20 protein-coding genes are annotated in these 18,976 nt (G+C 66.3%); 11 read left to right on the top strand and 9 right to left on the bottom strand.

Going from position 1 to position 18,976, the window contains the following annotated elements; all coding sequences use genetic code 11:
* Complete coding sequence (locus tag OG874_RS37215) at nucleotides 1-1,680, bottom strand: NTF2-like N-terminal transpeptidase domain-containing protein (protein WP_330251725.1); 1,680 nt, start codon at nucleotides 1,678-1,680, stop codon at nucleotides 1-3.
* 393 nt (nucleotides 1,681-2,073) lie between these two features.
* Here OG874_RS37215 and OG874_RS37210 point away from each other — a divergent pair, with 393 nt between their 5' ends.
* Nucleotides 2,074-2,682: a hypothetical protein gene (locus OG874_RS37210; RefSeq protein ID WP_330251724.1), complete on the top strand. Its 609-nt coding sequence runs from the start codon at nucleotides 2,074-2,076 to the stop codon at nucleotides 2,680-2,682.
* A gap of 24 nt (nucleotides 2,683-2,706) precedes the next feature.
* Nucleotides 2,707-3,147: a type II 3-dehydroquinate dehydratase gene (gene aroQ / locus OG874_RS37205; RefSeq protein WP_330251723.1), complete on the top strand. Its 441-nt coding sequence runs from the start codon at nucleotides 2,707-2,709 to the stop codon at nucleotides 3,145-3,147.
* A gap of 150 nt (nucleotides 3,148-3,297) precedes the next feature.
* On the opposite strand, the gene OG874_RS37200 is transcribed toward aroQ, so the two are convergent.
* Nucleotides 3,298-3,744, bottom strand: a complete 447-nt coding sequence (locus tag OG874_RS37200; RefSeq protein WP_330251722.1) for a nitroreductase/quinone reductase family protein — start codon at nucleotides 3,742-3,744, stop codon at nucleotides 3,298-3,300.
* Nucleotides 3,745-3,979: 235 nt separating this feature from the next.
* Entirely contained in the window at nucleotides 3,980-4,861 is an 882-nt protein-coding gene (locus OG874_RS37195; protein ID WP_330251721.1) for an NAD(P)-dependent oxidoreductase, read from the bottom strand.
* A 144-nt stretch (nucleotides 4,862-5,005) separates the two neighbouring features.
* Between OG874_RS37195 and OG874_RS37190 the strand changes: the two genes are divergently transcribed.
* Nucleotides 5,006-5,359, top strand: coding sequence for a winged helix-turn-helix transcriptional regulator (locus OG874_RS37190; protein WP_330251720.1), 354 nt, complete (start codon nucleotides 5,006-5,008; stop codon nucleotides 5,357-5,359).
* A gap of 3 nt (nucleotides 5,360-5,362) precedes the next feature.
* Here the strand turns inward: OG874_RS37190 and OG874_RS37185 are convergent, their stop codons facing one another.
* Together OG874_RS37185 and OG874_RS37180 are read right to left on the bottom strand one after the other, a co-directional pair.
* On the bottom strand, nucleotides 5,363-6,484 hold the full coding sequence (locus OG874_RS37185) for a glycerate kinase (RefSeq protein WP_330251719.1): 1,122 nt from the start codon (nucleotides 6,482-6,484) through the stop codon (nucleotides 5,363-5,365).
* A 227-nt stretch (nucleotides 6,485-6,711) separates the two neighbouring features.
* A complete protein-coding gene (locus OG874_RS37180) occupies nucleotides 6,712-8,328 on the bottom strand; it encodes an alpha/beta hydrolase (protein ID WP_330251718.1) in 1,617 nt (538 codons plus the stop codon).
* Nucleotides 8,329-8,486: 158 nt separating this feature from the next.
* Here OG874_RS37180 and OG874_RS37175 point away from each other — a divergent pair, with 158 nt between their 5' ends.
* Entirely contained in the window at nucleotides 8,487-8,798 is a 312-nt protein-coding gene (locus OG874_RS37175) for a GNAT family N-acetyltransferase (RefSeq protein WP_330251717.1), read from the top strand.
* Between the two features lies 1 nt (nucleotide 8,799).
* Here OG874_RS37175 and OG874_RS37170 read toward each other — a convergent pair whose 3' ends face one another.
* Nucleotides 8,800-9,561 carry a lysophospholipid acyltransferase family protein gene (locus tag OG874_RS37170; RefSeq protein WP_330251716.1) on the bottom strand — a complete coding sequence of 254 codons (762 nt, stop codon included), beginning with the start codon at nucleotides 9,559-9,561 and terminating at the stop codon, nucleotides 8,800-8,802.
* Nucleotides 9,562-9,653: 92 nt separating this feature from the next.
* Between OG874_RS37170 and OG874_RS37165 the strand changes: the two genes are divergently transcribed.
* The 3 genes from OG874_RS37165 to OG874_RS37155 all read left to right on the top strand — a co-directional run bounded on the left by OG874_RS37165 (nucleotide 9,654) and on the right by OG874_RS37155 (nucleotide 11,574).
* Nucleotides 9,654-10,298 (top strand): YqgE/AlgH family protein, encoded by a 645-nt coding sequence (locus OG874_RS37165; RefSeq protein ID WP_330251715.1) that lies wholly within the window; start codon nucleotides 9,654-9,656, stop codon nucleotides 10,296-10,298.
* 62 nt (nucleotides 10,299-10,360) lie between these two features.
* Nucleotides 10,361-10,870, top strand: coding sequence for a sigma-70 family RNA polymerase sigma factor (locus OG874_RS37160; RefSeq protein ID WP_330251714.1), 510 nt, complete (start codon nucleotides 10,361-10,363; stop codon nucleotides 10,868-10,870).
* On the top strand, nucleotides 10,867-11,574 hold the full coding sequence (locus tag OG874_RS37155) for an anti-sigma factor family protein (protein ID WP_330251713.1): 708 nt from the start codon (nucleotides 10,867-10,869) through the stop codon (nucleotides 11,572-11,574). The genes OG874_RS37160 and OG874_RS37155 overlap by 4 nt, the downstream gene beginning before the upstream one ends.
* Nucleotides 11,575-11,629: 55 nt before the next feature.
* Here the strand turns inward: OG874_RS37155 and OG874_RS37150 are convergent, their stop codons facing one another.
* The 3 genes from OG874_RS37150 to OG874_RS37140 all read right to left on the bottom strand — a co-directional run bounded on the left by OG874_RS37150 (nucleotide 11,630) and on the right by OG874_RS37140 (nucleotide 14,096).
* Nucleotides 11,630-12,403, bottom strand: coding sequence for an ABC transporter permease (locus OG874_RS37150; RefSeq protein ID WP_330251712.1), 774 nt, complete (start codon nucleotides 12,401-12,403; stop codon nucleotides 11,630-11,632).
* A 67-nt stretch (nucleotides 12,404-12,470) separates the two neighbouring features.
* A complete protein-coding gene (locus OG874_RS37145) occupies nucleotides 12,471-13,448 on the bottom strand; it encodes an ATP-binding cassette domain-containing protein (RefSeq protein WP_330251711.1) in 978 nt (325 codons plus the stop codon).
* Between the two features lie 132 nt (nucleotides 13,449-13,580).
* Nucleotides 13,581-14,096: an EXLDI protein gene (locus tag OG874_RS37140; protein ID WP_330251710.1), complete on the bottom strand. Its 516-nt coding sequence runs from the start codon at nucleotides 14,094-14,096 to the stop codon at nucleotides 13,581-13,583.
* Between the two features lie 248 nt (nucleotides 14,097-14,344).
* Here OG874_RS37140 and OG874_RS37135 point away from each other — a divergent pair, with 248 nt between their 5' ends.
* Genes OG874_RS37135 through OG874_RS37120 form a run of 4 tightly spaced genes read left to right on the top strand, consistent with a single transcriptional unit; the run spans nucleotide 14,345 to nucleotide 18,800 of the window.
* Nucleotides 14,345-16,033, top strand: coding sequence for a thiamine pyrophosphate-binding protein (locus OG874_RS37135; RefSeq protein ID WP_330251709.1), 1,689 nt, complete (start codon nucleotides 14,345-14,347; stop codon nucleotides 16,031-16,033).
* 11 nt (nucleotides 16,034-16,044) lie between these two features.
* Nucleotides 16,045-16,704, top strand: coding sequence for an SRPBCC family protein (locus tag OG874_RS37130; RefSeq protein ID WP_330251708.1), 660 nt, complete (start codon nucleotides 16,045-16,047; stop codon nucleotides 16,702-16,704).
* Between the two features lie 9 nt (nucleotides 16,705-16,713).
* A complete protein-coding gene (locus OG874_RS37125; RefSeq protein ID WP_330251707.1) occupies nucleotides 16,714-17,769 on the top strand; it encodes a 3-oxoacyl-ACP synthase III family protein in 1,056 nt (351 codons plus the stop codon).
* Complete coding sequence (locus OG874_RS37120) at nucleotides 17,766-18,800, top strand: aminotransferase class I/II-fold pyridoxal phosphate-dependent enzyme (RefSeq protein WP_330251706.1); 1,035 nt, start codon at nucleotides 17,766-17,768, stop codon at nucleotides 18,798-18,800. Before OG874_RS37125 ends, OG874_RS37120 begins: the two co-directional genes overlap by 4 nt.
* The last annotated feature ends 176 nt before the right edge of the window (nucleotides 18,801-18,976 follow it).

Here is an 18,976-nt window from a genome sequence, read left to right as displayed (position 1 = left end):
CTACGGCTCAGGGGTGGCCAGGGATTGGAGCATCCTGGCCGCCATCCGGGCGGTCGCATCGCCGCTGTCGGTGTCGTTGATGTGGACCGCGAAGGCCAGATCGCCCATAGTCGCGATGAGCCAGCCGTCATTGCCCGCGGTGGCCACGAACCCGGTGAGATCGCGGTAGGCGCGCAGACTGGCGAACTCCGGTCGGCCCGCGCCGTCGCGCAGCAGCCCGCGCAGGCGATCGGTCAACTCCGGTGACATCGTGCCCACCTGCGCGTCCGTGGTGCTCGGCCGCCCGGCCTGGATCATCGGCGGCAGCACCTGTCCGCGCGCGATGGCGGCCGCGGCGATCGCCATGCCGAACGGGCTGGCCAGCACCGCATCCGTACCGCCGCCCTGGCGTACCTGCTCGGCGCTGCGGCCTGCGACCGCGACCCGCCCGGTGACCTCGTCCAGGCCCGGCACCTTGTAATCGACGCCGACGCCGAGGTTCGGCGCCGCCTCGGCCGCATCCTGCACCGAAACGTCCTGGGGAGCCTTGTTCTTCAGCACCGAGGCGACGTTGCGGAACAGGTCGATATTGGTGCCGACCGGATAGAGCCCGGTGAAGGCGACCGAACCGTGCTCACTGGCCTGGGTGTTCTGCGCGACCGCGACGACCGCGCCGCTGGAGGGCTGGATCGCCACGATCGAGGCGGGCGTGCCGACACTGACCACGGCATCCTCGGCGGCGCGCTGCAGGCGCTGATCCATGGTGGCCGCGATATCCGGGCCGGGCGGTCCCTGATATCCGGCGACCTGACCGACGAATCGTCCGTCCTGCTCGAAGATCTGCACACCCCATCCGGCGTGCCGGTCCTGGTTGTCCTGCCAAACCCGCTGCAGCGCGTCCAGCAGCGGCGACCAGGTCCGGCGATCGGCGGAGATCAGGCGCGGCTGCTTCTCCATGACCACGCCGGGCACCCGCGCCAGCGCGGACTCCAGGATGGCGAAATCGCCTTCGCGCAGATTCACCGCGACGATCGGCTTGCCCTGTGAGGTCGACAGCTGCTGCAGCAGCGACGGCCCGGTGATCAGCGGCGCGACCGGCTCGATGGCCTTGGCCAGCGCATCGGCCGAGGCACCGAGGGCGGTTGTCTTGGCCGGATCGAGTTTGACCACATTGATGACCTGCTCGGTCATCAGCGCATCGCCGACGATATCGCTGACCCGCGGCGGCGGCGTCGGCGTGGTGCGCACCAGCCGGACCGTGCGGTTGTGGTCGAGTTGCGGCATCACGACCGCGGGATCCCAGGAGATCCGCCAGCCGATCGCCAATTTCCGCACATTGCCCTGCAGACTGTATTTCCAGGTCTTGTTCTCGCCGAAGTTCCAGGCGACGTCCATGCTGAAGAGTCCGGCCTCGCGGTCCAGACCGATGAACTGGGTCTTCTGATAGTCCACCTTGCCCGGCTGCAGCCCGGCGAACATTTGCTTAAGCGTTGCTGAAGCGGCAGGCGGGTAGGAGGTCAGCTCCGCCGCCTTGGTGTAGTTCTGGTCGTCGAGTAGTTGGGTGAAGCGGTCGACGACGCTCTCGGCTTCATTCCGTTTCTCCTCGGATCCACACGATCCGATCGCAATGGCCAGCGCTGCCACCCCCGCGAGTGCGATAGCGCCCCGGACGCGATAGCGGCGGGATCCCCACACATCCATGTCGCCCACTCTTCACTCTTGTCACTCCAGTAACAAGACCACCGTACCTGAAAATATTTGCCCGCCGTGCCGTCGCGCCCGGACGTTACCCATGCTCAGCATCTCCAATTGTGCCCGAAAACCAGGCTTCAGGGGCCCGATCATGGGCGTTCTCCGGTCCCGCCGCGACATCCGGCGCCGCAACCGTACCGGCCGGAACGCAAAGTTGTCAGAAAACGGCCGACGTCGGCGTTTCGGGCGCGAAGGGCCCCGTTGACCAGCGCACACCTCCCCTCGGCGTACCCGCACCACCGGTCGCCAAACCCGTTCGCATAGAGCGGAACCACGGCGCCCTTTTGCGACGTAATCTTGTAATCAATGCAATACAGGCACCACAGTAAGTAGGTGATTCCCATGAGGCACAACCATCGGGGACGGGGTTTCGGACGACCGGGCGGCTGGCAACAGGCCGACCTACCGGACCCCGCGGATGCCACCGACTGGTTCGCCGGTCGGTTGCCGAGCGACTGGTTCACCGGACCGCCCGTCATCGACATCGATCGCGACGAGATCGTGGTGATCGGTGAACTCCCGATCCCACAGCCCGAGAAGCCCGCGGTAGCGGAGCCCTCCGAGGGCGAGGACGCGCCCACCGAGCAGGTCCCGACCGCGACGAAGGAGGGTGCGATCGCCCGATTCCGCGAGTCGACCCGACCGGCGCGCATGCGGATCGCGGACGAGGCTCAGCACCGCTACGGGCGCAGCGTCGCCTGGGGCGTCTCGGTGGACGGCGAACGAATCATGTTCACGCACTTGGCGGTTCCGGTGATGACCCGGCTGCGTCAGCCGGAGCGCAAGGTGCTCGACACGCTGGTCGATTCCGGGGTGGCCCGCTCGCGGGCGGATGCGCTGGCGTGGACGGTGAAGCTGGCGGGCAAGCATGCGGAGGCGTGGCTCGAGGAGTTGCGCACCGCGATGCGGAAGGTGGACGACCTGCGCTCGGAAGGGCCGCAGGGACTCTGATCGGCGCAGACTAGTGTCATCCCCATGTCGACAACTGGTCCGATCCTGGTTCTCAACGGCCCGAATCTCAATATGCTCGGCACCCGCCAGCCGGAGGTCTACGGGTCGGCCACGCTCGATGATGTCGTCGAGTTGTGCCGGCAGACCGCCGCCCGGTACGGCCGCGAGATCGATGCGTTCCAGTCGAATTCCGAAGGCGCGCTGATCGATCGGATCCACCGGGCGCGCGGCGTCGAGTCGGGCATTGTCATCAATCCCGGTGGGCTCACGCACACTTCGGTGGCGCTGCGTGACGCGCTGGTGATTCCGGAACTCCCGATCGTCGAGGTGCACATCAGCAATGTGCATGCGCGGGAGGAGTTTCGGCATCACTCCTACATTTCGCCGATCGCCACGGCGGTGGTCGCCGGGATGGGGATTCAGGGTTATGCCGCGGCGATCGATTTCCTGGCACACCGCGATTGATCCACAGGCCTTGTCAGCCTGTGGATAACGTTGCGGCGCAATAAATTCATCGGGGCACCCAGTGGCCTGAGCACCCATTCCCGCGCTGATTCAGCAAGATTTCGCAGAATCGGGATGGGTGCTCAGGCCAACATGCCAGCACATTTCGGCTCAGGCGAGCCGGAAGACCGGAAAGCCCGGCGCGATCGCGGCCAACTCCTCGTCGGTGGCGTCCTTGGTGACACCCTCGAAGAACTTGCCGACCTCCCAGCCCCACTTCTGCAGGTAGAGGCGCAACACCGGCACCTTGTCCACATCGGCGACCTCGGCCGCGGTGAACGCCTCGACCTTGCGCCCCAACCGCAACTCACCGTCCCCCGCGACCCGCAGATTCCGCACCCACTGCGTGTGCCCACGCGGCGCGACCAGGTACCGAGCACCATCCGCATCGACCAGCAGATTCACCATCGTGGACCGCCACTCCCCACTCTTACGCCCGCGCACCGCGAGCAGTCGCGACCCCATCACACTGATCCCCAGCCGAGGCAACCAGTTGAAGATCTTGTTCATGATCGGGTCGATGCCGGTAGGACCGATGTACCGAGTGCTGGCGTTCATCTCCAACTCCTTATTGTGAGCACTGCTCTCTGTTGAGATCAGTGTTCCACACCCTGCTCCACAAAGTCAAGAGCACTGCTCTCTTATGTGATGGCGCAGGTGTTCCCCGTCTATTGGCTGGGCCTGGGCATGCGCGCGGCGATGCGGTCGCCATCGAGATGCCACAGTCGATTCGATCGGTGCGCGCATGCCGCCCAGTGCGCGGATCCCGGACGGGACGGTGGCGCGCACCGTGTCACGGACGGTCGCCGAGCATCAACGCGTAGGTGGACACCGCCTCACCCTTGTCCTCGCTGGCCGCAACGGCCCTGCGCCAGAACGCTTGTGCGGTGTGCGAGAACGTTGCGTCGACGCCGACCTCCTCGCTGGCGTCGATGATGTGCTGTGCACCGGCATCCATCATTTTGAGACTTGCCAAGGTAGCCCAGCCGCCGTTCTGGTTGGCGACCGAATGCTGCTCCATGAAGTAGGGGAACGCGGCATTGGAGCGGACGGCGAACGGGACGAACTGGTCGACGCGGTGCCCGGAGCGCTCGATGACCGCGGTCGCCTGGTCGAAGGCCAGCAGCCAGGGATGGAAGATAGTGAGTAGGGCCTGGTAGAAGACCTGCGCGAGACCATCGTCCGCGCCGAGGTACTCCTGTGGGCTCAGCGGGCGCAGCAGTTCTGCGTGCGCTTCGAAGACCGCGCGCGGACCGCTGTAGAAGATGTAGGACGCGGGGTGCGCGATATTGTCACCCGCCGACATGACGCCGCCGGAGATGAACTCCGCACCCTGCTCGCGAACCCAAGCCGCACCCTCGCGGGCCTTTTCCGGGGAATCCGAAGACAGGTTGGCGATCACCTTTCCCGGCAAGCGGTCGGTCGCCGGCCCGAGCACGTCGTACATGGCGGCATAGTGGGTGAGGCTCAGCACGGTGACCTCGTTGGCGTCCAGTGCCTCGGCGACCGTGGCGGCGCGCTTCGCGCCGAGTTCGACCATGGCGTCGACCTTGTCGGAGCTGCGGTTCCACACTGTCACCTCGATACCGGCGTCCAGAAACGCCCGGACCATGGCCTGGCCCATCGGCCCGAGGCCGACGACGGAGATGGAACGCGGGCTGGTCTGCTCGGACATTGTGTGTCCCTTCGGATCTCGTTCGGTAGGTGGTCGGCGCCGGAACCCATGGTCGTTGTCGCAGGTAGGGTCGGGAAGACCGAACGTTCAGGTGTGGTTGCTTACCTCGAGGTTCGAATTCGGGTCAGAAGGAGTGCGGTGGACATGGGCAGTGATGCAGTTCACAGCGATGTGTGTGGCATGTCGGTGGCGATCGACGTCGTCGGCGGCAAATGGAAGCTGCATCTAATGTGGGTCCTCAGCGCGGGCCCGCAGCGCTTCGGCCAGATCCGCAAGCTGCTCACCGGTGTCAGCGAAAAGGTCCTCACCGAAAACCTGCGCCACCTCGAAGCCAGCGGCGTGGTCCACCGCGAGGTCTTCCCCGAAGTCCCCCCGCGCGTCGAATACTCCCTCACCCCCCTCGGCGAAGAACTCGAAGTAGCCCTGCGGCCCCTCGAAGCCTGGGGCGATAAGAACCGCGACGAACTCCTCGGCAACCTCCTCGCCGCCGCGGGTTAGCCGCTAAGGTCGCCGCTGATCGTCGGCGATCCGCGCACCGATCTGCTCGAGCAGCGTCGCCGCATGCGCCATCGACCGGTCCGGGTCCGATTCGAGATCGGCCAGGGCGTAGCCGGCGGCGAAGCCCGCGGCCCGGATCTGTTGCGGGGTAAGGAGAATGCGACCGGCCGCGACGATGACGGGGACGCCCGCCTTGCGCGCGACCGCACCGACGCCAACCGGGGCCTTACCGTGCAAGCTCTGCGAATCGAGTGCGCCCTCACCCGTCACGACCAGTGCGGCCCCGTCGAGAAGCGTCGGGAAATCGAGGAGTTCGAGTACGACGTCGATGCCGCTGCGGACCTGTGCGCCGAGTACCGCCAGCGCGCCGAAACCGGTGCCACCCGCAGCACCCGCCCCGGGCACCTCCGCGAATTCCGGTGCGACGATTCGCGCCCAATTCGTCAGTGCCGCTTCGAGAATCGGTAGGTCCGCCGATATCGCGCCTTTCTGCGGCGCGTAGACCGCGACCGCACCGGTCGAGCCGAGCAGCGGGTTGTCGACATCGCAGGCGAGCGTGAATTGTGCCGTGGCGATAGCGGGGTGCAGACCGGTGCGGTCGAGTTGGGCGGCGTGGGCCAATGCGCCACCGCCCAGCGGGATTTCGTTGCCGCTGTGGTCGAGGATGCGGGCGCCGAGGGCGCGCAGCATGCCTGCGCCGCCGTCGGTGGAGGCGCTACCGCCGAGGCCGAGGACGATATCGGTGACGCCGCGATCCAATGCGTGCGCGATAACGACGCCGAGGCCATAGGTGTGTGCTCCGAGCGGGTCTGGTTGTCCCCCTGGCAGTTTCGTCAGTCCGACGGCCGCGGCCAACTCGATTACCGCGGTAGTTCCGTGCACTGCGTAGGCCGCGGTGCCGGGTGCGCCGGTCGGCCCCGGGGTATCGATTTCGATCCGATCCCACCCCGCGGCGACGAACGCGTCAACGGTTCCGTCGCCGCCATCCGCGACCGGCACCCGCTGGATCTCGGCCTCCGGCCACGCCTCGGTAATGCCACGAGCCAGCGCCGCCGCCACCTGCGGTGCGGTCAGCGAGCCCTTGAACTTGTCCGGGGCGAGCACCACCCGGGGCGCGGACGTCATCCCCACATTGTCGGATGCGATCCCGACCATCGCACGTCGGGCCGATCCCGACCATCCCCAGCCCGGCCGATCCCGAGGGTAGATGTCAGGTCGATGGCACGTGTCCGGATAGAGCGCAGCTGAAACCGGTGGATCGAAGTCGCGTCGAAAGCCAGTGCCCGACCGCAAGGGCAACCTGCTCGGCGTCAAGCCGTGCCTACCCGCGCCGGAGCCTGTTCGCCAGCGCGCTAGCGCAAAGGTGCCTGGTCGGCGTGGTCGATGGTGACCTGACCGGTGCGCAGATAGGTCATCACCGCCTCGTCGACGGGGGTGTTGCCGCGGCCGAAGGCGCCGTGGTCACCGCCCTCGACGGTGATCAGGGAACCGCCGAGTGCTCGGGCCATCGCCGGGCCGCCCTCGTATGTCGTCAGTGCGTCGCGGCGGCTCTGTAGGAGCAGTGGGCGGGTGCCCAGATCCTTTCCGTTTATCGGTACCGGCTTGACCACCGGTTTCCAGTTACCGCAGGCGGTTCCGGAGCGAACCAGATCGGCGCGGGCGTCCATCGCGTTGCCGCCGGTGGCGATGGTGGCGATGGCCGAGCCGACCAGCTCGATGCGGCCGGGCACATTGTTCTCGTTGCAGGTGATGGCGGAGAAGACGAAGCGGCCGGTGGGGTCGGTGCTGGTGGCGCCCTCGATGGCGAGCAGCTGACGCACGTTCTTCGGGTCGATATTGGCATCGGCCATCGCACGGGCGAAGGTCGGCCAGAAGGTGCGGGTGTAGGTGGCCACCGCGGTCGCACCGACCAGCGGCACCTGCGCGGACGCACCGCCGGTGAGCATCAGGCGCACCAGGTTCTGCACCTTGCCCGCCTGCTCCACGCTGTCGTTGAAACCGTCACGGGCGATCTCGGCGAGCGGCTCGGGCAGCGTGCCGGGCAGATCGGCGACGCTCGCGGGCGGCGGTGTCAGGTTGGCGTACCAGCCGCCGCCCTGGTCCGCGACCAGCCGCACCCAGTTCTGATAGACCTGCAACGCGGTATCGCCGAGCCGGTATTCGCCGCTGTGCTCGGCGATCCAGGTGAACAGATCGTCGAGCCGCTGTTTGCCCGCGACCTGCTGCTGGGCGAACTCCTCGGTCCACACCCAAGCGGGATTGACGTTGGAGTCCAACACCATTCGATCCACCCGGTGCGGGAACAGCGAGGCGTACACCGCGCCGAGGTAGGTGCCGTAGGAGGTGCCCAGGTAGCTGATCCGGTCGATGCCGAGCGCGGCGCGCACCGCGTCCAGGTCGCGGGCGGTGCTCTCGGTGGTGATGGTGTCGAGGTAGCCGGGCAGCGCGGCGTCGCAGGCCTTCTTGATGTCGTCGCGGTTACCGCCGCCCAACGAAACCTGGTCGTCATCGTCTGAGTTCGCGACGGCGACGGTGGACCGGACGTCGCAGCGCAGCGGGGTGGCCCAGCGCAGTCCGCGCGGCTGCACCGCGATCCGGTCGTAGTGGGCGTTGAGTTCGGCGGGCAGCGAGTCGATCCGGCGGGCCCAGTAGTCCAGGGTGTCCGCGCCGGGGCCGCCCGGGTTGGCGAAGATGACGCCGCGGCGCTCTCCGGTGGCGGCGATCCGGCTGACGGTGAGTTCGATATGCGCACCGTCGGGATCGGCGTAGTTCATCGGCACCGAGATCACCGCGCATTCGACGCCGCGGCCTTCGGTCACCGACGAATCCGGGCAGGCACCGAAGGATGCGGCGGGTGCGGCCTCGGCCAGCCCCGTCACGATCGATCCGCTCAACAGGCTCGCGGCGGCCACGGCGACCAGAGCTCGCGAAAGACCCTGTACTCGCGAAAGACCTAGCGTCCTCATCATGTTTCGTACCTCCGCCGGCCATCGCTACTCGGAAGCGTTCGGCGCGACCAAGAGCATTCTCGCCAGCCCGGGACCGGTAGACAAGTCGAGCGCGCGATTGCCGCCGGCAAAGCGTTGCGGTGCACAACCATCCACCCACACCGGAGTAGCGTCGAGCCATGTCGACTGAGGTCCGTATCAACACCACGCTGGAACGCTTCGAGATCTATGTCGACGGTGCCATCGCCGGATACGCCGAATATCAGGACACCGCCAACGAGCGGGCCTTCGTCCACACCGAAATCTATCCGCGCCACGAAGGCGAGGGGTATGGCCGGGTGCTGGTGGCGGCGGCGTTGAACGCCTCGCGGCAGGAGGGTTTCGGCATTCTGCCGATGTGCCCGATGGTGCGTCACTTCGTGGAGTCGAGGCCGGAGTACATCGCGCTGGTCCCGCAGTGGGCGCGCGAGAATCTCGGCCTGCCCCAGTAACTCAGTACGCGGCGACCGCGCCGTCGAGCGCCTGCTGCAGATCCGTGCGCACCAGTCGGGCGATCTCCGCGGGCCGGGCGGGCAGCTCGGTGACCGGAACCCCGAAATAGCAGCTGGCCCCTTTGGCCTCCTCCTTGCTGACCGGCACCGTCGGATCGGGTCTGGCCCCATAGCTCAAACCCATGCTGACCAGCACCGGCTCGGCGCCCAACTTCATCGCGCGGAACGCGATATGCCCGATTCCGCTGCCCACCGGCTGCACTTCGGTGTGGTCGACCTCGTTGCAGGTGCCCTCCGGGAAGACCGCGATGCCATCACCGCCGGCCATCCGTTCGGCGCAAATATCCATCATCCGCTGACCGGCCGCGTTCACCGCCCGCAGACCGTGGTCCTTACCGCGGAATACCGGGATCCCGCCCATCATGTCGATCTTGCGGCGCTGTTCGGGCTCGAGGAACAGCTCGTCCTTGGCCAGCACGCGCACCCGCCCGATCACTGGACGCAGCTCACTGCGCCACGCCGCGGCGGCGACGGTGTAGGGATCGGATTCCGAGAGGTGGTTGATTGCGATCAGCAGCGGCCGACCCTGGCGGATCACCTGGTGCAACAGTTCGCGCGCACCCTCGGCGTAGGCGACGCGCGCATGGTATCGACGCCCGAGAATGGCGTAGGCACCCCATGCCTTCAACCGGTTCTGCCGGTGATCGCGATAGAAGTCGTAGACAGCGTCAGCGTTGTCGAGGAGAACCTCGGGCCGTTCCATGGCCACACCCTAACCGGTCGATTTCCGCCTCGTCGGACTCCCGCCACGCCGCTTGACCGACGAACGTTGCGCGCCAGTGCGATGATGTCGGAGTGGCACGCGCAGATGACCCGGACGATCGGAAAACTCGCGGCGGACACGGCGACCGCAGGCGACGCGATTTCCGGCACGGCGAGCAGGTGGTGCGCGCAGGCACCCTGCTGGTGTCGGCGACGGAACTGGTCGAACCGACCTTTCGGCGCACCGTCGTGTACATCATCGAGCACAACGAGGCGGGCAGCCTCGGCGTCGTGCTCAACCGCCCGAGCGATACCTCGGTGCATGATGTGCTGCCACGCTGGACCGAGGTCGCAGCGGCGCCACGCACCCTGTTCATCGGCGGCCCGGTCAAGCGGGACGCGGCGCTGTGCCTGGGCACCGTGCGGGTCGGCGCGTCGATCGCGGGTGTCTCCGGACTGCGCCGGATCGATGGCCGCGTGGTTCTGGTCGACCTCGACGCCGACCCGGAGCGGATCGGCCCGCTGATCGAGGGTCTGCGGATCTTCGCGGGCTACGCGGGCTGGACCTTCGGCCAACTCGAGGGCGAACTACAGAACAACGACTGGATCGTGCTCTCGGCCCTGCCCTCGGACCCGATCAGCACCGGCCGCCCCGACCTCTGGGCCCACGTCCTACGCCGCCAGCCACTACCCCTGTCCCTGCTGGCCACACATCCGATTGAACTAGAGCGCAATTGACATGCCGCCGAGCATTGAACCTTTCCACCCCTCTGAATCGTGGGATGAGCGGGAGGTGACAAATGCCCGAGGAACAGGCCGAGTTGATGCGGGTGCTCTATCAGGAACATGCTTCGGCGCTATGGCGTTACACGCTCGGTTTGGTTCGCGACCCCGGTCGGGCCGAGGACATCGTGCAGGAGACGTTGTTGCGGGCGTGGCAGCGCCCGAGTGTGCTGGATCAATCGACGACGTCGGCGCGCGCGTGGTTGTTCACGGTCGCGCGCAATCTCGCCGTGGATGAGCATCGCAGCGCCCGCAACCGGCGCGAGTTCCGCACCGACAATCCGCCGGAGCAAGCCTCACCGGATCAGGCCGATCGAGCTCTGGACGGCTGGCTGGTCGCGGACGCGTTGGGCCGGCTCAGTGCCGATCATCGCGAGGTGATCGTGCGTGCCTACTATCGAGGCCTTTCCACCCACCAGATCGCCGAGGAACTGGAAATCCCGGCAGGCACGGTGAAATCCCGGATGCACTACGGCATGCGGGCACTACGGCTGGCACTTCAGGAGATGGGGGTGACGAACCAATGACCGATGTTGCCGACGACTACACGACGTGGGATGCACCGTACGTTCTCGGCTCCCTCACCCGCATCGAACGGCGCGAGTACGAGGAGCATCTGGCGGGCTGCCCGGTCTGCCGGGCGGCGGTGGCTGATCTGGCCGGACTCCCCGGCCTGCTCGCCATGGTCGAACCCGAAACCGCGCTCGCCATGATCGAACCCTCGGAAACTCCCGCGGCCGAGGTAGATCCGCCCGCGCAGCTGCTGCCCAGGCTCGCCGACGCCGCTGAGAAGCGCAGGCGCCGCGGTCGGTGGGTCTCCGTCGGCGCTGCCGTTGCGGCGGCGGCCGCGGCGGTGGCCATCGCGGTTCCGGTGGTCGCCTCGGTCACCGCATCGGATAACCCGAGCACCGAACAGGTTGTGGCCGAACGCAGTATGCAGCCGATCAAGCCGAATCCGGTGACGGCCAGTTTCAAAGTCGTTCGGGCCGACGGCAAGACGCGTCTCGTGATGACGTGCAGTTACGGACCGAGCGATCAGAAGTACAACTGGAACCTCGACCTGTACGTCATCGGCACCGATGGCAGCCAGAGCAAACTCGATCAGTGGCCGGCCGGACCCGGCACCGAACTGACGATCGACCGGACCATTGATAAGGCGCCGGAACAGATCCAGACGGTCCAGATCCGGTTGGCCTCGACGGGCGAGACATTGCTGTCCGGCACGGTCTGACGCACAGCGATCCCCCGCCGATATCCGACGGGGGATCGTTGCGCCGCAATGGCACTCAGCGTTGTGCCTGCTTGCGGAAGACCGAGGTCGACCAGAGGTATCCGACCAACCCGAGGCCGATGCACCACGCGATCGAGATGATGCCGTTGTTGCCGATCTCCGTGCCCATGAGCAGGCCGCGAATGGTCTCGGTGAGCGGGGTGAACGGCTGATATTCGGCGAACTGGCGCAGGCCGACCGGCATGGTGTCGGTGCCGACCAAACCGCTGCCGAGGAACGGCAGCATGATCAGCGGGAAGGGCATATTGCTCGCGCTCTCCGGATTCGCCGCGATCAGACCCATGCCGACCGCAAGCCAGACGAGCGCGACGGTCAGCATGGCGAGCAGCCCGAACGCCGCGACCCACTCGATGACATTCGCCGAGGGTCGGAACCCGATCGCCACCGCCACCGCGGCCATGGCGGCAATGCCGAGCATGGCCTGGATCAGCGCGCCGGTCACATGTCCGGTGAGGATCGAGGGCTGTGAAATCGCCATGGTGCGAAACCGATTGACGATGCCCTTGGTGGTATCGGTCGCGATGGAGACCGCCACCGACGCGGTCATGTAGGCCGGAATCATCAACAGCATGCCGGGCGTCAGGTAATCGATGTAGTTACCGCCGGAGGACTTCTCCAATGCGCCGCCGAAGACGAAGTTGAAGGTGAGCAGCAGCACGATCGGCATCAGCACGACGCCGAAGGTCATGCTCGGATAGCGCTTGGCGTGCAACAGGTTACGCCGCAGCATCGTCTTCGAATCAGCAAGCGCGAGTGCCATAGTGCTCATGACTGCGCCTCGCTGTCGCTCGACTCCGTCATGACCACGAAGGTGGCTGTGTCCATTGTTCGCTCGCTCATCGCACAGTCTCCTTTTCGGCGGTGGGGTGCCCGGTGAGAGTGAGGAATACGTCGTCGAGGGTGGGGGTGTGCACGGAGAGTCCGGCGACCTCGATCTGCTGGTAGTCGAGCCGGTCGAGCACCGCGCGCAGCGATGTGACGCCGCCGTCGCTGGGCACCGCGAGGGTGAACTCCTCCTCGCCCACGTCATCGACGACTCGGGCCTCCGGACCCAATGCCGTTGCCGCGGCGTCGAGTCCGAACTGATCGGCGAACTCGAGCCGGATGTGACCGCCCGGTACCCGACGTTTCAGCTCGGCGGCCGTGCCCTCGGCGACGATGCGGCCGTGGTCGAGCACGGCGATCCGGTCGGCGAGTTGATCGGCCTCCTCCAGATACTGCGTGGTGAGCAAGACGGTGACGCTGTAGTCGTCGACCAGACCGCGGATGATGTCCCAGATGGCCCGCCTACTGCGCGGATCGAGGCCGGTGGTCGGCTCGTCGAGGAAGATGATGCGCGGGTCACCGACCAGCGTCATCGCCAGGTCCAGGCGTCGGACCATACCGCCGGAATAGGTCGCCGCGGTCTTGTCGCCCGCCTCGACCAGATCGAACCGGTCGAGCAGCTCCGCGGCCAGGCGCTTGCTCTCGCGTCGCGGCAGGTGGTGCAGATCGCCCATCAGGATCAGGTTTTCGCGGCCGGTCAGTAGCTCATCGACCGCGGAGAACTGACCGGTGACACCGATCGCGGTGCGCACGGCATCGGCCGCGGCGGCCAGATCGTGGCCGTCGACCCGGATTTCGCCCGCGTCGGCGTGGATCAGGGTGGTGAGGATCTGCACGGTGGTGGTCTTGCCCGCACCGTTCGAGCCGAGCAGGGCGTAGATCGTGCCCGCCGGGACCGAGATATCGATGCCATCGAGCACGACCTGATCACCGAACGATTTACGCAGGCCCAGCGCCGAAATGGCCGGGGCGCGATGACCGTTGGTCATGGTCTTCCTTTCATGGAAGGTTTCATAGAATAATGCGAATGAGAGCATGTTTCACCTGCACCGCTCCCAGCGTCCGGTGCGGCGAATAGTGGTAGTATTCGATTGTCCGGCCGAATGATTCGGCCCTGGTTGCTAGATGTCGAGCTCCTCGACCGGGGGGCGGTCGGCGATCTGCGCCACCCGCTCGTAGAGCTTGTCCGGAATCTTCCCCTTCAGTTCACCCAGCGTGTCGACGACCTCGAAGATGAAGTCGCCCCAGTCCTGGTCACCGACGCCGAGCATGCGCCGCCAATTGGTCAGATCCTTGACCCAATTGGAGTTCTGCGGATATTCGTTCCAGTTCGAGTACTGGGCGTGCATGACGAACTTGCCCTTCCGGCTGCGATACACCCTGACGTGTTCGATGCGCTCTTCGTTCACGTCGCGGTGCTCGCCGAGCAGGGCGCCGGAGAAACGGACCTGGCGCACGCCGTTGTGGCCGACCCGCAGCACTACCTCGTCGTAGCCCTCCAGCCTGCCCTCTTCCAGCTCGATGAACCGCCGCAGCGCGGTGGTCACCGCCCCGGAAAGGTTGCCGCCGACCAGCTCCTGTGCGCGCTGGAACAGTGACAGATCGTCATCGGCAACATAGATCGTCTTATTGGGCATGAACTCACTATACGTAGATGTATACGTACACGCAAGTTGTCGCCCACAACGAAGATTCCCGAAATACATCTTGCGCGCCGCTAGCGACTGCTTGCAGGTCGCTCGAAAAGGCCAGCAGCGACTGCTTGCAGGTCGCTCGAAAGGGCCAGCATTGAACCGCTCGGCAGTCCAACTCGTAGTTCACGTGTACGCGGTGTGCGGTCGCGCATGTGCACATCGCACTGCCGATTACCTCGAGAGGAGTGTCGATGCCGAGCAGGGTCGTTGATTATCTGGTCCGGGCGGTCTCGACCCTGGGTGTGCGACATATCTTCGGCGTCGACGGCGCGAACATCGAGGACCTGTACGACGCGCTCTTCGACGCGCCCTACGATGTCGCCGGAATCATTGCCAAGCACGAGTTTTCGGCCGCCACCATGGCCGACGGATACGCGCGCTCGACCGGTGGACTCGGTGTCGTAGCCGCCACTTCTGGCGGCGGTGCGATGAATCTCGTTGCCGGACTTGCCGAATCGTATGCGTCCCGGGTGCCGGTACTGGCCCTGGTCGGCCAGCCGCCGACCGCGCTCGAGGGCAACGGCGCGTTCCAGGACTCCAGCGGACTCGCGGGCACCATCGACGCGGCCCGGATGTTCAGCGAGATCACCCAGTACTGCGCCCGCGTGGAGACCGCCGCCGACCTGCCCGACAAGGTGATCAGGGCGGTCGCCGGCGCCCGGCACGGCGGGCCCGCCGTCCTACTGCTGCCCAAGGATGTGCAACAGAGCGATATCGGCGATATCCCGCCGTTCCGGTTGACGGCGCCTACGCACCGACGCGATGAGAACGGCCTGGCTCGAGTGCGCGCGGCGCTGACCGCGGCCCGCAAGGTCGGCAAGATCGTGATCATCGCGGGCGATCAGGTGGCGCGCGACGATGCCCGCGGCGAACTCGCCGCGCTGGCCCACGCATTGGACGCGAGGGTAGGTGTCGCCCCCGACGCCAAGGACACCTACGACAACACCGACCCGGCGTTCTGCGGCGTCGCAGGCAGCATGGGACATCCGGAGCTGTCGGCGGCACTGCGCTCGGCGGCGCTGTGCCTGATCGTCGGGACGCCGATGCCGATCACCGCGCGCACCGGGTTGGACGAGCTGCTCGCCGACCGCACCGTCGCGCACCTCGGCGTCAGCGCGCCGTATCTGTCCGCGATCCACGCCACCAGCACCGACCTCGCGCGCGATCTGGTCGCCCTCGCGGATGAATTCACCGGCGACACCACGACATCGAGCCACCACCGCCCGCATCCACCACACGCGCTCACACCGTTGCGTGTGCCCGACGCGAGCGGCCCCGGCCTGCGCTACCGCGAGCTGGTCGAGACGATCGAGGCGCTACTGCCCGAGGGCACCGACGTCTTCGCGGACGCGGGCAATACCGGCGCGGCGGTGGTGCACCATCTGCGGGTACCGCGCGGCGGCCGATTCGTGGTCGCGCTCGGCATGGGCGGGATGGGCTACGCCTTCGGCGCGGCAATAGGTTCCGCCTTCGCGCGCCGGCGCGGACCGTACGGCACCAGGCACACCGTGGTCATCGCCGGTGACGGCGCGTTCTACATGCACGGCATGGAGTTGCACACCGCGATCGAGCACCAGCTGCCGCTCACCTTCATCGTGCTCAACAACAACGCGCACGCCATGTGCGTCACCCGCGAACAGCTCTATTACCAGGATCGCTACAGCTTCAACCGATTTCGGCCCGCCCAGCTGGGCGCCGGCATCGATGCGATGTTCCCTGAACTTCCCACCTACTCCGTCCGTACTACCGCAGACCTGGCCATCGCACTGGGGCGATGCGTCGAAACCGAAGGGCCGTCGTTCATTTCGATCGACGTCGACCCCGACGAAGTTCCACCGTTCATCCCGTTTCTCGCGACGTTGGACAAGCTCGCAACATAGGAGGAAAAGGCGTGACAACCAGCTCCCTGCCCGCGCTCAGCGATATTCCGGAGGACGAGGTTCCCGGTGTGCTGCGAATCGAGAACTCCGACAAAGACGCAACCACCCCGATCATCATGGACATGCTGCGGTCGGTGTACCCGCACGACCAGATCTTCGGCGAATACTGCCCTGTGCAGGCCTATATCGAGGCACCGCCGGAGGATGTGTACGAGTACCTCGCCGACACCAGGTCTCTGGAGGAATGGACCTATAGCCTGCGCGGATTCGTCGAATCCGAGGAGCCGGGGTTGTGGCTGGCCTACGACCGGCTCGGACCCGAGACCAAGATCTTCACCCGGACCGTCGCGCACAAGGACGCGATGACCGTCGACTACCACTGTGCCTGGGACCAGGGCCAGCACCTGTGGATGATCTACCTGCTGCGGGTGATCGACGCGCAGGTGGTGTTCAACAAGCCGGGTTCGGTGGTGCTGTGGGTCAACTGCAAGCACCCCTTCTACGACGAAAACCCTTATCCCGAAACGGCTCCCGCGAAGCGCCCGGTGTGGGTGGGCGACTTCTGGGAGATGTTCTCCGCCGGACATCAGCTCGAGATGGACAACCTCAAGGCGATCTGCGAATACCGGGCGGCACACGGCCTTCCGATCAAGCCCGACTGGATGAAGTGAGGCCGCGCCATGATCAACTCCGCAACACCCGCTGAACCGGACGCCCCTGGACTGCCGACCGTCAGCCTGGTCGATGTGGCGAGCTATCTGCCAGGTGCGCCGATCGGCACCGAATACTTCACCCAGTACAGCCGATCCGACCGGATGGCCAAGAACGTCATGTTCCGCTCGCCCAAGGCACGCCACCACGTGGACCGTGACGAGACCGCGGTGGATATGGTCGAGCGCGCTGTCGCGCCGCTGATCGAACGTCATGGCGCACAGACGATTACGGGTATCGATGTGCTGCTCACGCACACCCAGCTGCCGGACAATCCGGTAATGGGGTGCGGACCCGAGGTGGCCCGCCGCCTCGGTATGCGGCCCAAGCACGTCATCGACATGCACAACGGCGGCTGCGCGGCCTTCGTGCACATGATGGCAATGGCCCGGATGATCCTGCAGACCACCGACGCCCGCACCGCGCTGATCGCGGCGTCGCAGAACTGCGCGGGCCCGGTCTTCACCCAGCCCGATATCCGCAAACTCGCCCAGGCCCCGGTGCCAGGTGACGGATGCGGTGTCGGACTACTGGTCAAGAACGATTCCGCGCCGATCCTCGATATCGAATGCCGCACCTATCCCGAATTCGCCGGGGATATGGAATTTTCCACCAACGGCGAGCGCAAGTATTGGGAGCCGGGCGAGGGGGAGGGCTGCGTCAGCTTCACCGAATCGAAGATCACCAAGGTGTTCGCGCGGGGCAACCGACTGGTGCCCGAGGTGGCGCTGGCGGTCTGCGACCGGATCGGGGTGAAGGGCCGCGATATCGACACCTTCATCACCAACCAGCCCAACCGACTGTTCCTGCGCAACTGGCACGACGCGCTGGAGCTGCCTGCGCAACGGCATCCGGACACGTTCGACCAGTGCGGAAACCTTTTCGCCGCGGGCATTCCGGTAACTCTCGATGTCGAGAACCGGGCCGGTCGGCTGCGCAACGGATCGGTGGTGCTGCTGTCGGCGTTCGCGCACGCCGGTGACTTCGCCGGGGCCGCGGCGATCCGCTGGGGTGCGGCCAGATGACCGTACGGTTGGCCGATGAGTCTCGGCCCTCGCAGCAGCACCGAAGTCAGCGGACGCAGACGCGGTTCGACCTCAGCCTGAGCGAGAACCCGTTTCCGCCACTGCCTTCGGTACTGCGCGCGGTGAACGGTGTACTGGCGCACGCCAACCGCTATCCGGAGTTCTTGCCGCGGCGGCTGCCGAAGCTGATCGCAAGCCATGTCGGGGTGCATTCGGATCAGGTGGTCGTCGGCTCCGGCGCGACCGGGGTGGCCATGCAGATCATCCAGGCATTGACCACGCCCGGCGCCGGAATCGTCTACGGATCACCGACTTTCGACGGTTATCCGATCATGGCGGAGATGGCCGAGCTGGATGTGGTGCCGGTGCCCCTCGATGCCGCGGGCAATCAGGATCTGTGGGCGATGGCGCGAGCCGTCGACAAGCGGACCGGCCTGGTGGTGATCTGCCGTCCGCACAATCCGACCGGCACCGTGATCGCGGCAAGTGAGCTGAAGGCATTCCTGTGCTCGGTGCCACGGCGGGTGCCGGTGATCCTGGATGAGGCATATGCCGAATTCCTCGGGCCCACCGATCAGGTCGACACCCTCGCGCTGTTGGATCGGCATCCGAATCTGCTCGTGCTGCGCACGTTTTCGAAGGCCTACGGGCTGGCCGGACTGCGCATCGGCTACACCTTCGGCCGCAGCGAGTTGATCAGCCGAGTCCGCAGGCTGCAATTGCCATTCGGGGTGAGTTCGGTGGCGGCGGCCGCGGTCACCGCGTCCTACGCCGCCGAACCCGAATTGGCCGCACGCATCATGCGCATCACCACCCAGCGCGAGGCCCTGCGCAGCGCACTGCTGCGCCGACACATCGCGGTCCCCCGCAGCTACGCCAACTTCCTGTACCTCACGGGCCCGGGCGTGGCAACAGCGCTACGCCGAGCAGGAATCGCCGCCAAGGCGTACCCCGACGGCAGCGCCCGCATCGCCGTCGGTGACCTCGAAGCCGACAACGCCGTCCTCAGGGCGCTCGAGTCACTGCGCTAGCCGCAGATCAAGATCAGGTGGAACCGGTGGTGGGGCTGCTCGGCCGATACCGCCACAGATTCCACCTGATCTTGATCCGGACCGTGGCGCGTCACGCCAGCCGAGTGCGCCGACCAGTGGAGCTCGACTGGCCCTCGGACTCGCGGCAGCGGATTCGAAGCCCGAACTACCCGAAC

The sequence above is a fragment of the Nocardia sp. NBC_00565 genome, assembly GCF_036345915.1.
Lineage (GTDB): Bacteria > Actinomycetota > Actinomycetes > Mycobacteriales > Mycobacteriaceae > Nocardia.
This window is presented reverse-complemented; position numbering and strand designations above follow the sequence as displayed.

Excerpts from the sequence above, each read along its gene's own strand:
- OG874_RS37215 (WP_330251725.1), bottom strand. The coding sequence starts at position 1,680 with ATGGATGTGTGGGGATCCCGCCGCTATCGCGTCCGGGGCGCTATCGCA.
- OG874_RS37210 (WP_330251724.1), top strand. The coding sequence starts at position 2,074 with ATGAGGCACAACCATCGGGGACGGGGTTTCGGACGACCGGGCGGCTGG.
- aroQ (WP_330251723.1), top strand. The coding sequence starts at position 2,707 with ATGTCGACAACTGGTCCGATCCTGGTTCTCAACGGCCCGAATCTCAAT.
- OG874_RS37200 (WP_330251722.1), bottom strand. The coding sequence starts at position 3,744 with ATGAACGCCAGCACTCGGTACATCGGTCCTACCGGCATCGACCCGATC.
- OG874_RS37195 (WP_330251721.1), bottom strand. The coding sequence starts at position 4,861 with ATGTCCGAGCAGACCAGCCCGCGTTCCATCTCCGTCGTCGGCCTCGGG.
- OG874_RS37190 (WP_330251720.1), top strand. The coding sequence starts at position 5,006 with ATGGGCAGTGATGCAGTTCACAGCGATGTGTGTGGCATGTCGGTGGCG.
- OG874_RS37185 (WP_330251719.1), bottom strand. The coding sequence starts at position 6,484 with ATGACGTCCGCGCCCCGGGTGGTGCTCGCCCCGGACAAGTTCAAGGGC.
- OG874_RS37180 (WP_330251718.1), bottom strand. The coding sequence starts at position 8,328 with ATGATGAGGACGCTAGGTCTTTCGCGAGTACAGGGTCTTTCGCGAGCT.
- OG874_RS37175 (WP_330251717.1), top strand. The coding sequence starts at position 8,487 with ATGTCGACTGAGGTCCGTATCAACACCACGCTGGAACGCTTCGAGATC.
- OG874_RS37170 (WP_330251716.1), bottom strand. The coding sequence starts at position 9,561 with ATGGAACGGCCCGAGGTTCTCCTCGACAACGCTGACGCTGTCTACGAC.
- OG874_RS37160 (WP_330251714.1), top strand. The coding sequence starts at position 10,361 with ATGCCCGAGGAACAGGCCGAGTTGATGCGGGTGCTCTATCAGGAACAT.
- OG874_RS37155 (WP_330251713.1), top strand. The coding sequence starts at position 10,867 with ATGACCGATGTTGCCGACGACTACACGACGTGGGATGCACCGTACGTT.
- OG874_RS37150 (WP_330251712.1), bottom strand. The coding sequence starts at position 12,403 with ATGAGCACTATGGCACTCGCGCTTGCTGATTCGAAGACGATGCTGCGG.
- OG874_RS37145 (WP_330251711.1), bottom strand. The coding sequence starts at position 13,448 with ATGACCAACGGTCATCGCGCCCCGGCCATTTCGGCGCTGGGCCTGCGT.
- OG874_RS37140 (WP_330251710.1), bottom strand. The coding sequence starts at position 14,096 with ATGCCCAATAAGACGATCTATGTTGCCGATGACGATCTGTCACTGTTC.
- OG874_RS37135 (WP_330251709.1), top strand. The coding sequence starts at position 14,345 with ATGCCGAGCAGGGTCGTTGATTATCTGGTCCGGGCGGTCTCGACCCTG.
- OG874_RS37125 (WP_330251707.1), top strand. The coding sequence starts at position 16,714 with ATGATCAACTCCGCAACACCCGCTGAACCGGACGCCCCTGGACTGCCG.
- OG874_RS37120 (WP_330251706.1), top strand. The coding sequence starts at position 17,766 with ATGACCGTACGGTTGGCCGATGAGTCTCGGCCCTCGCAGCAGCACCGA.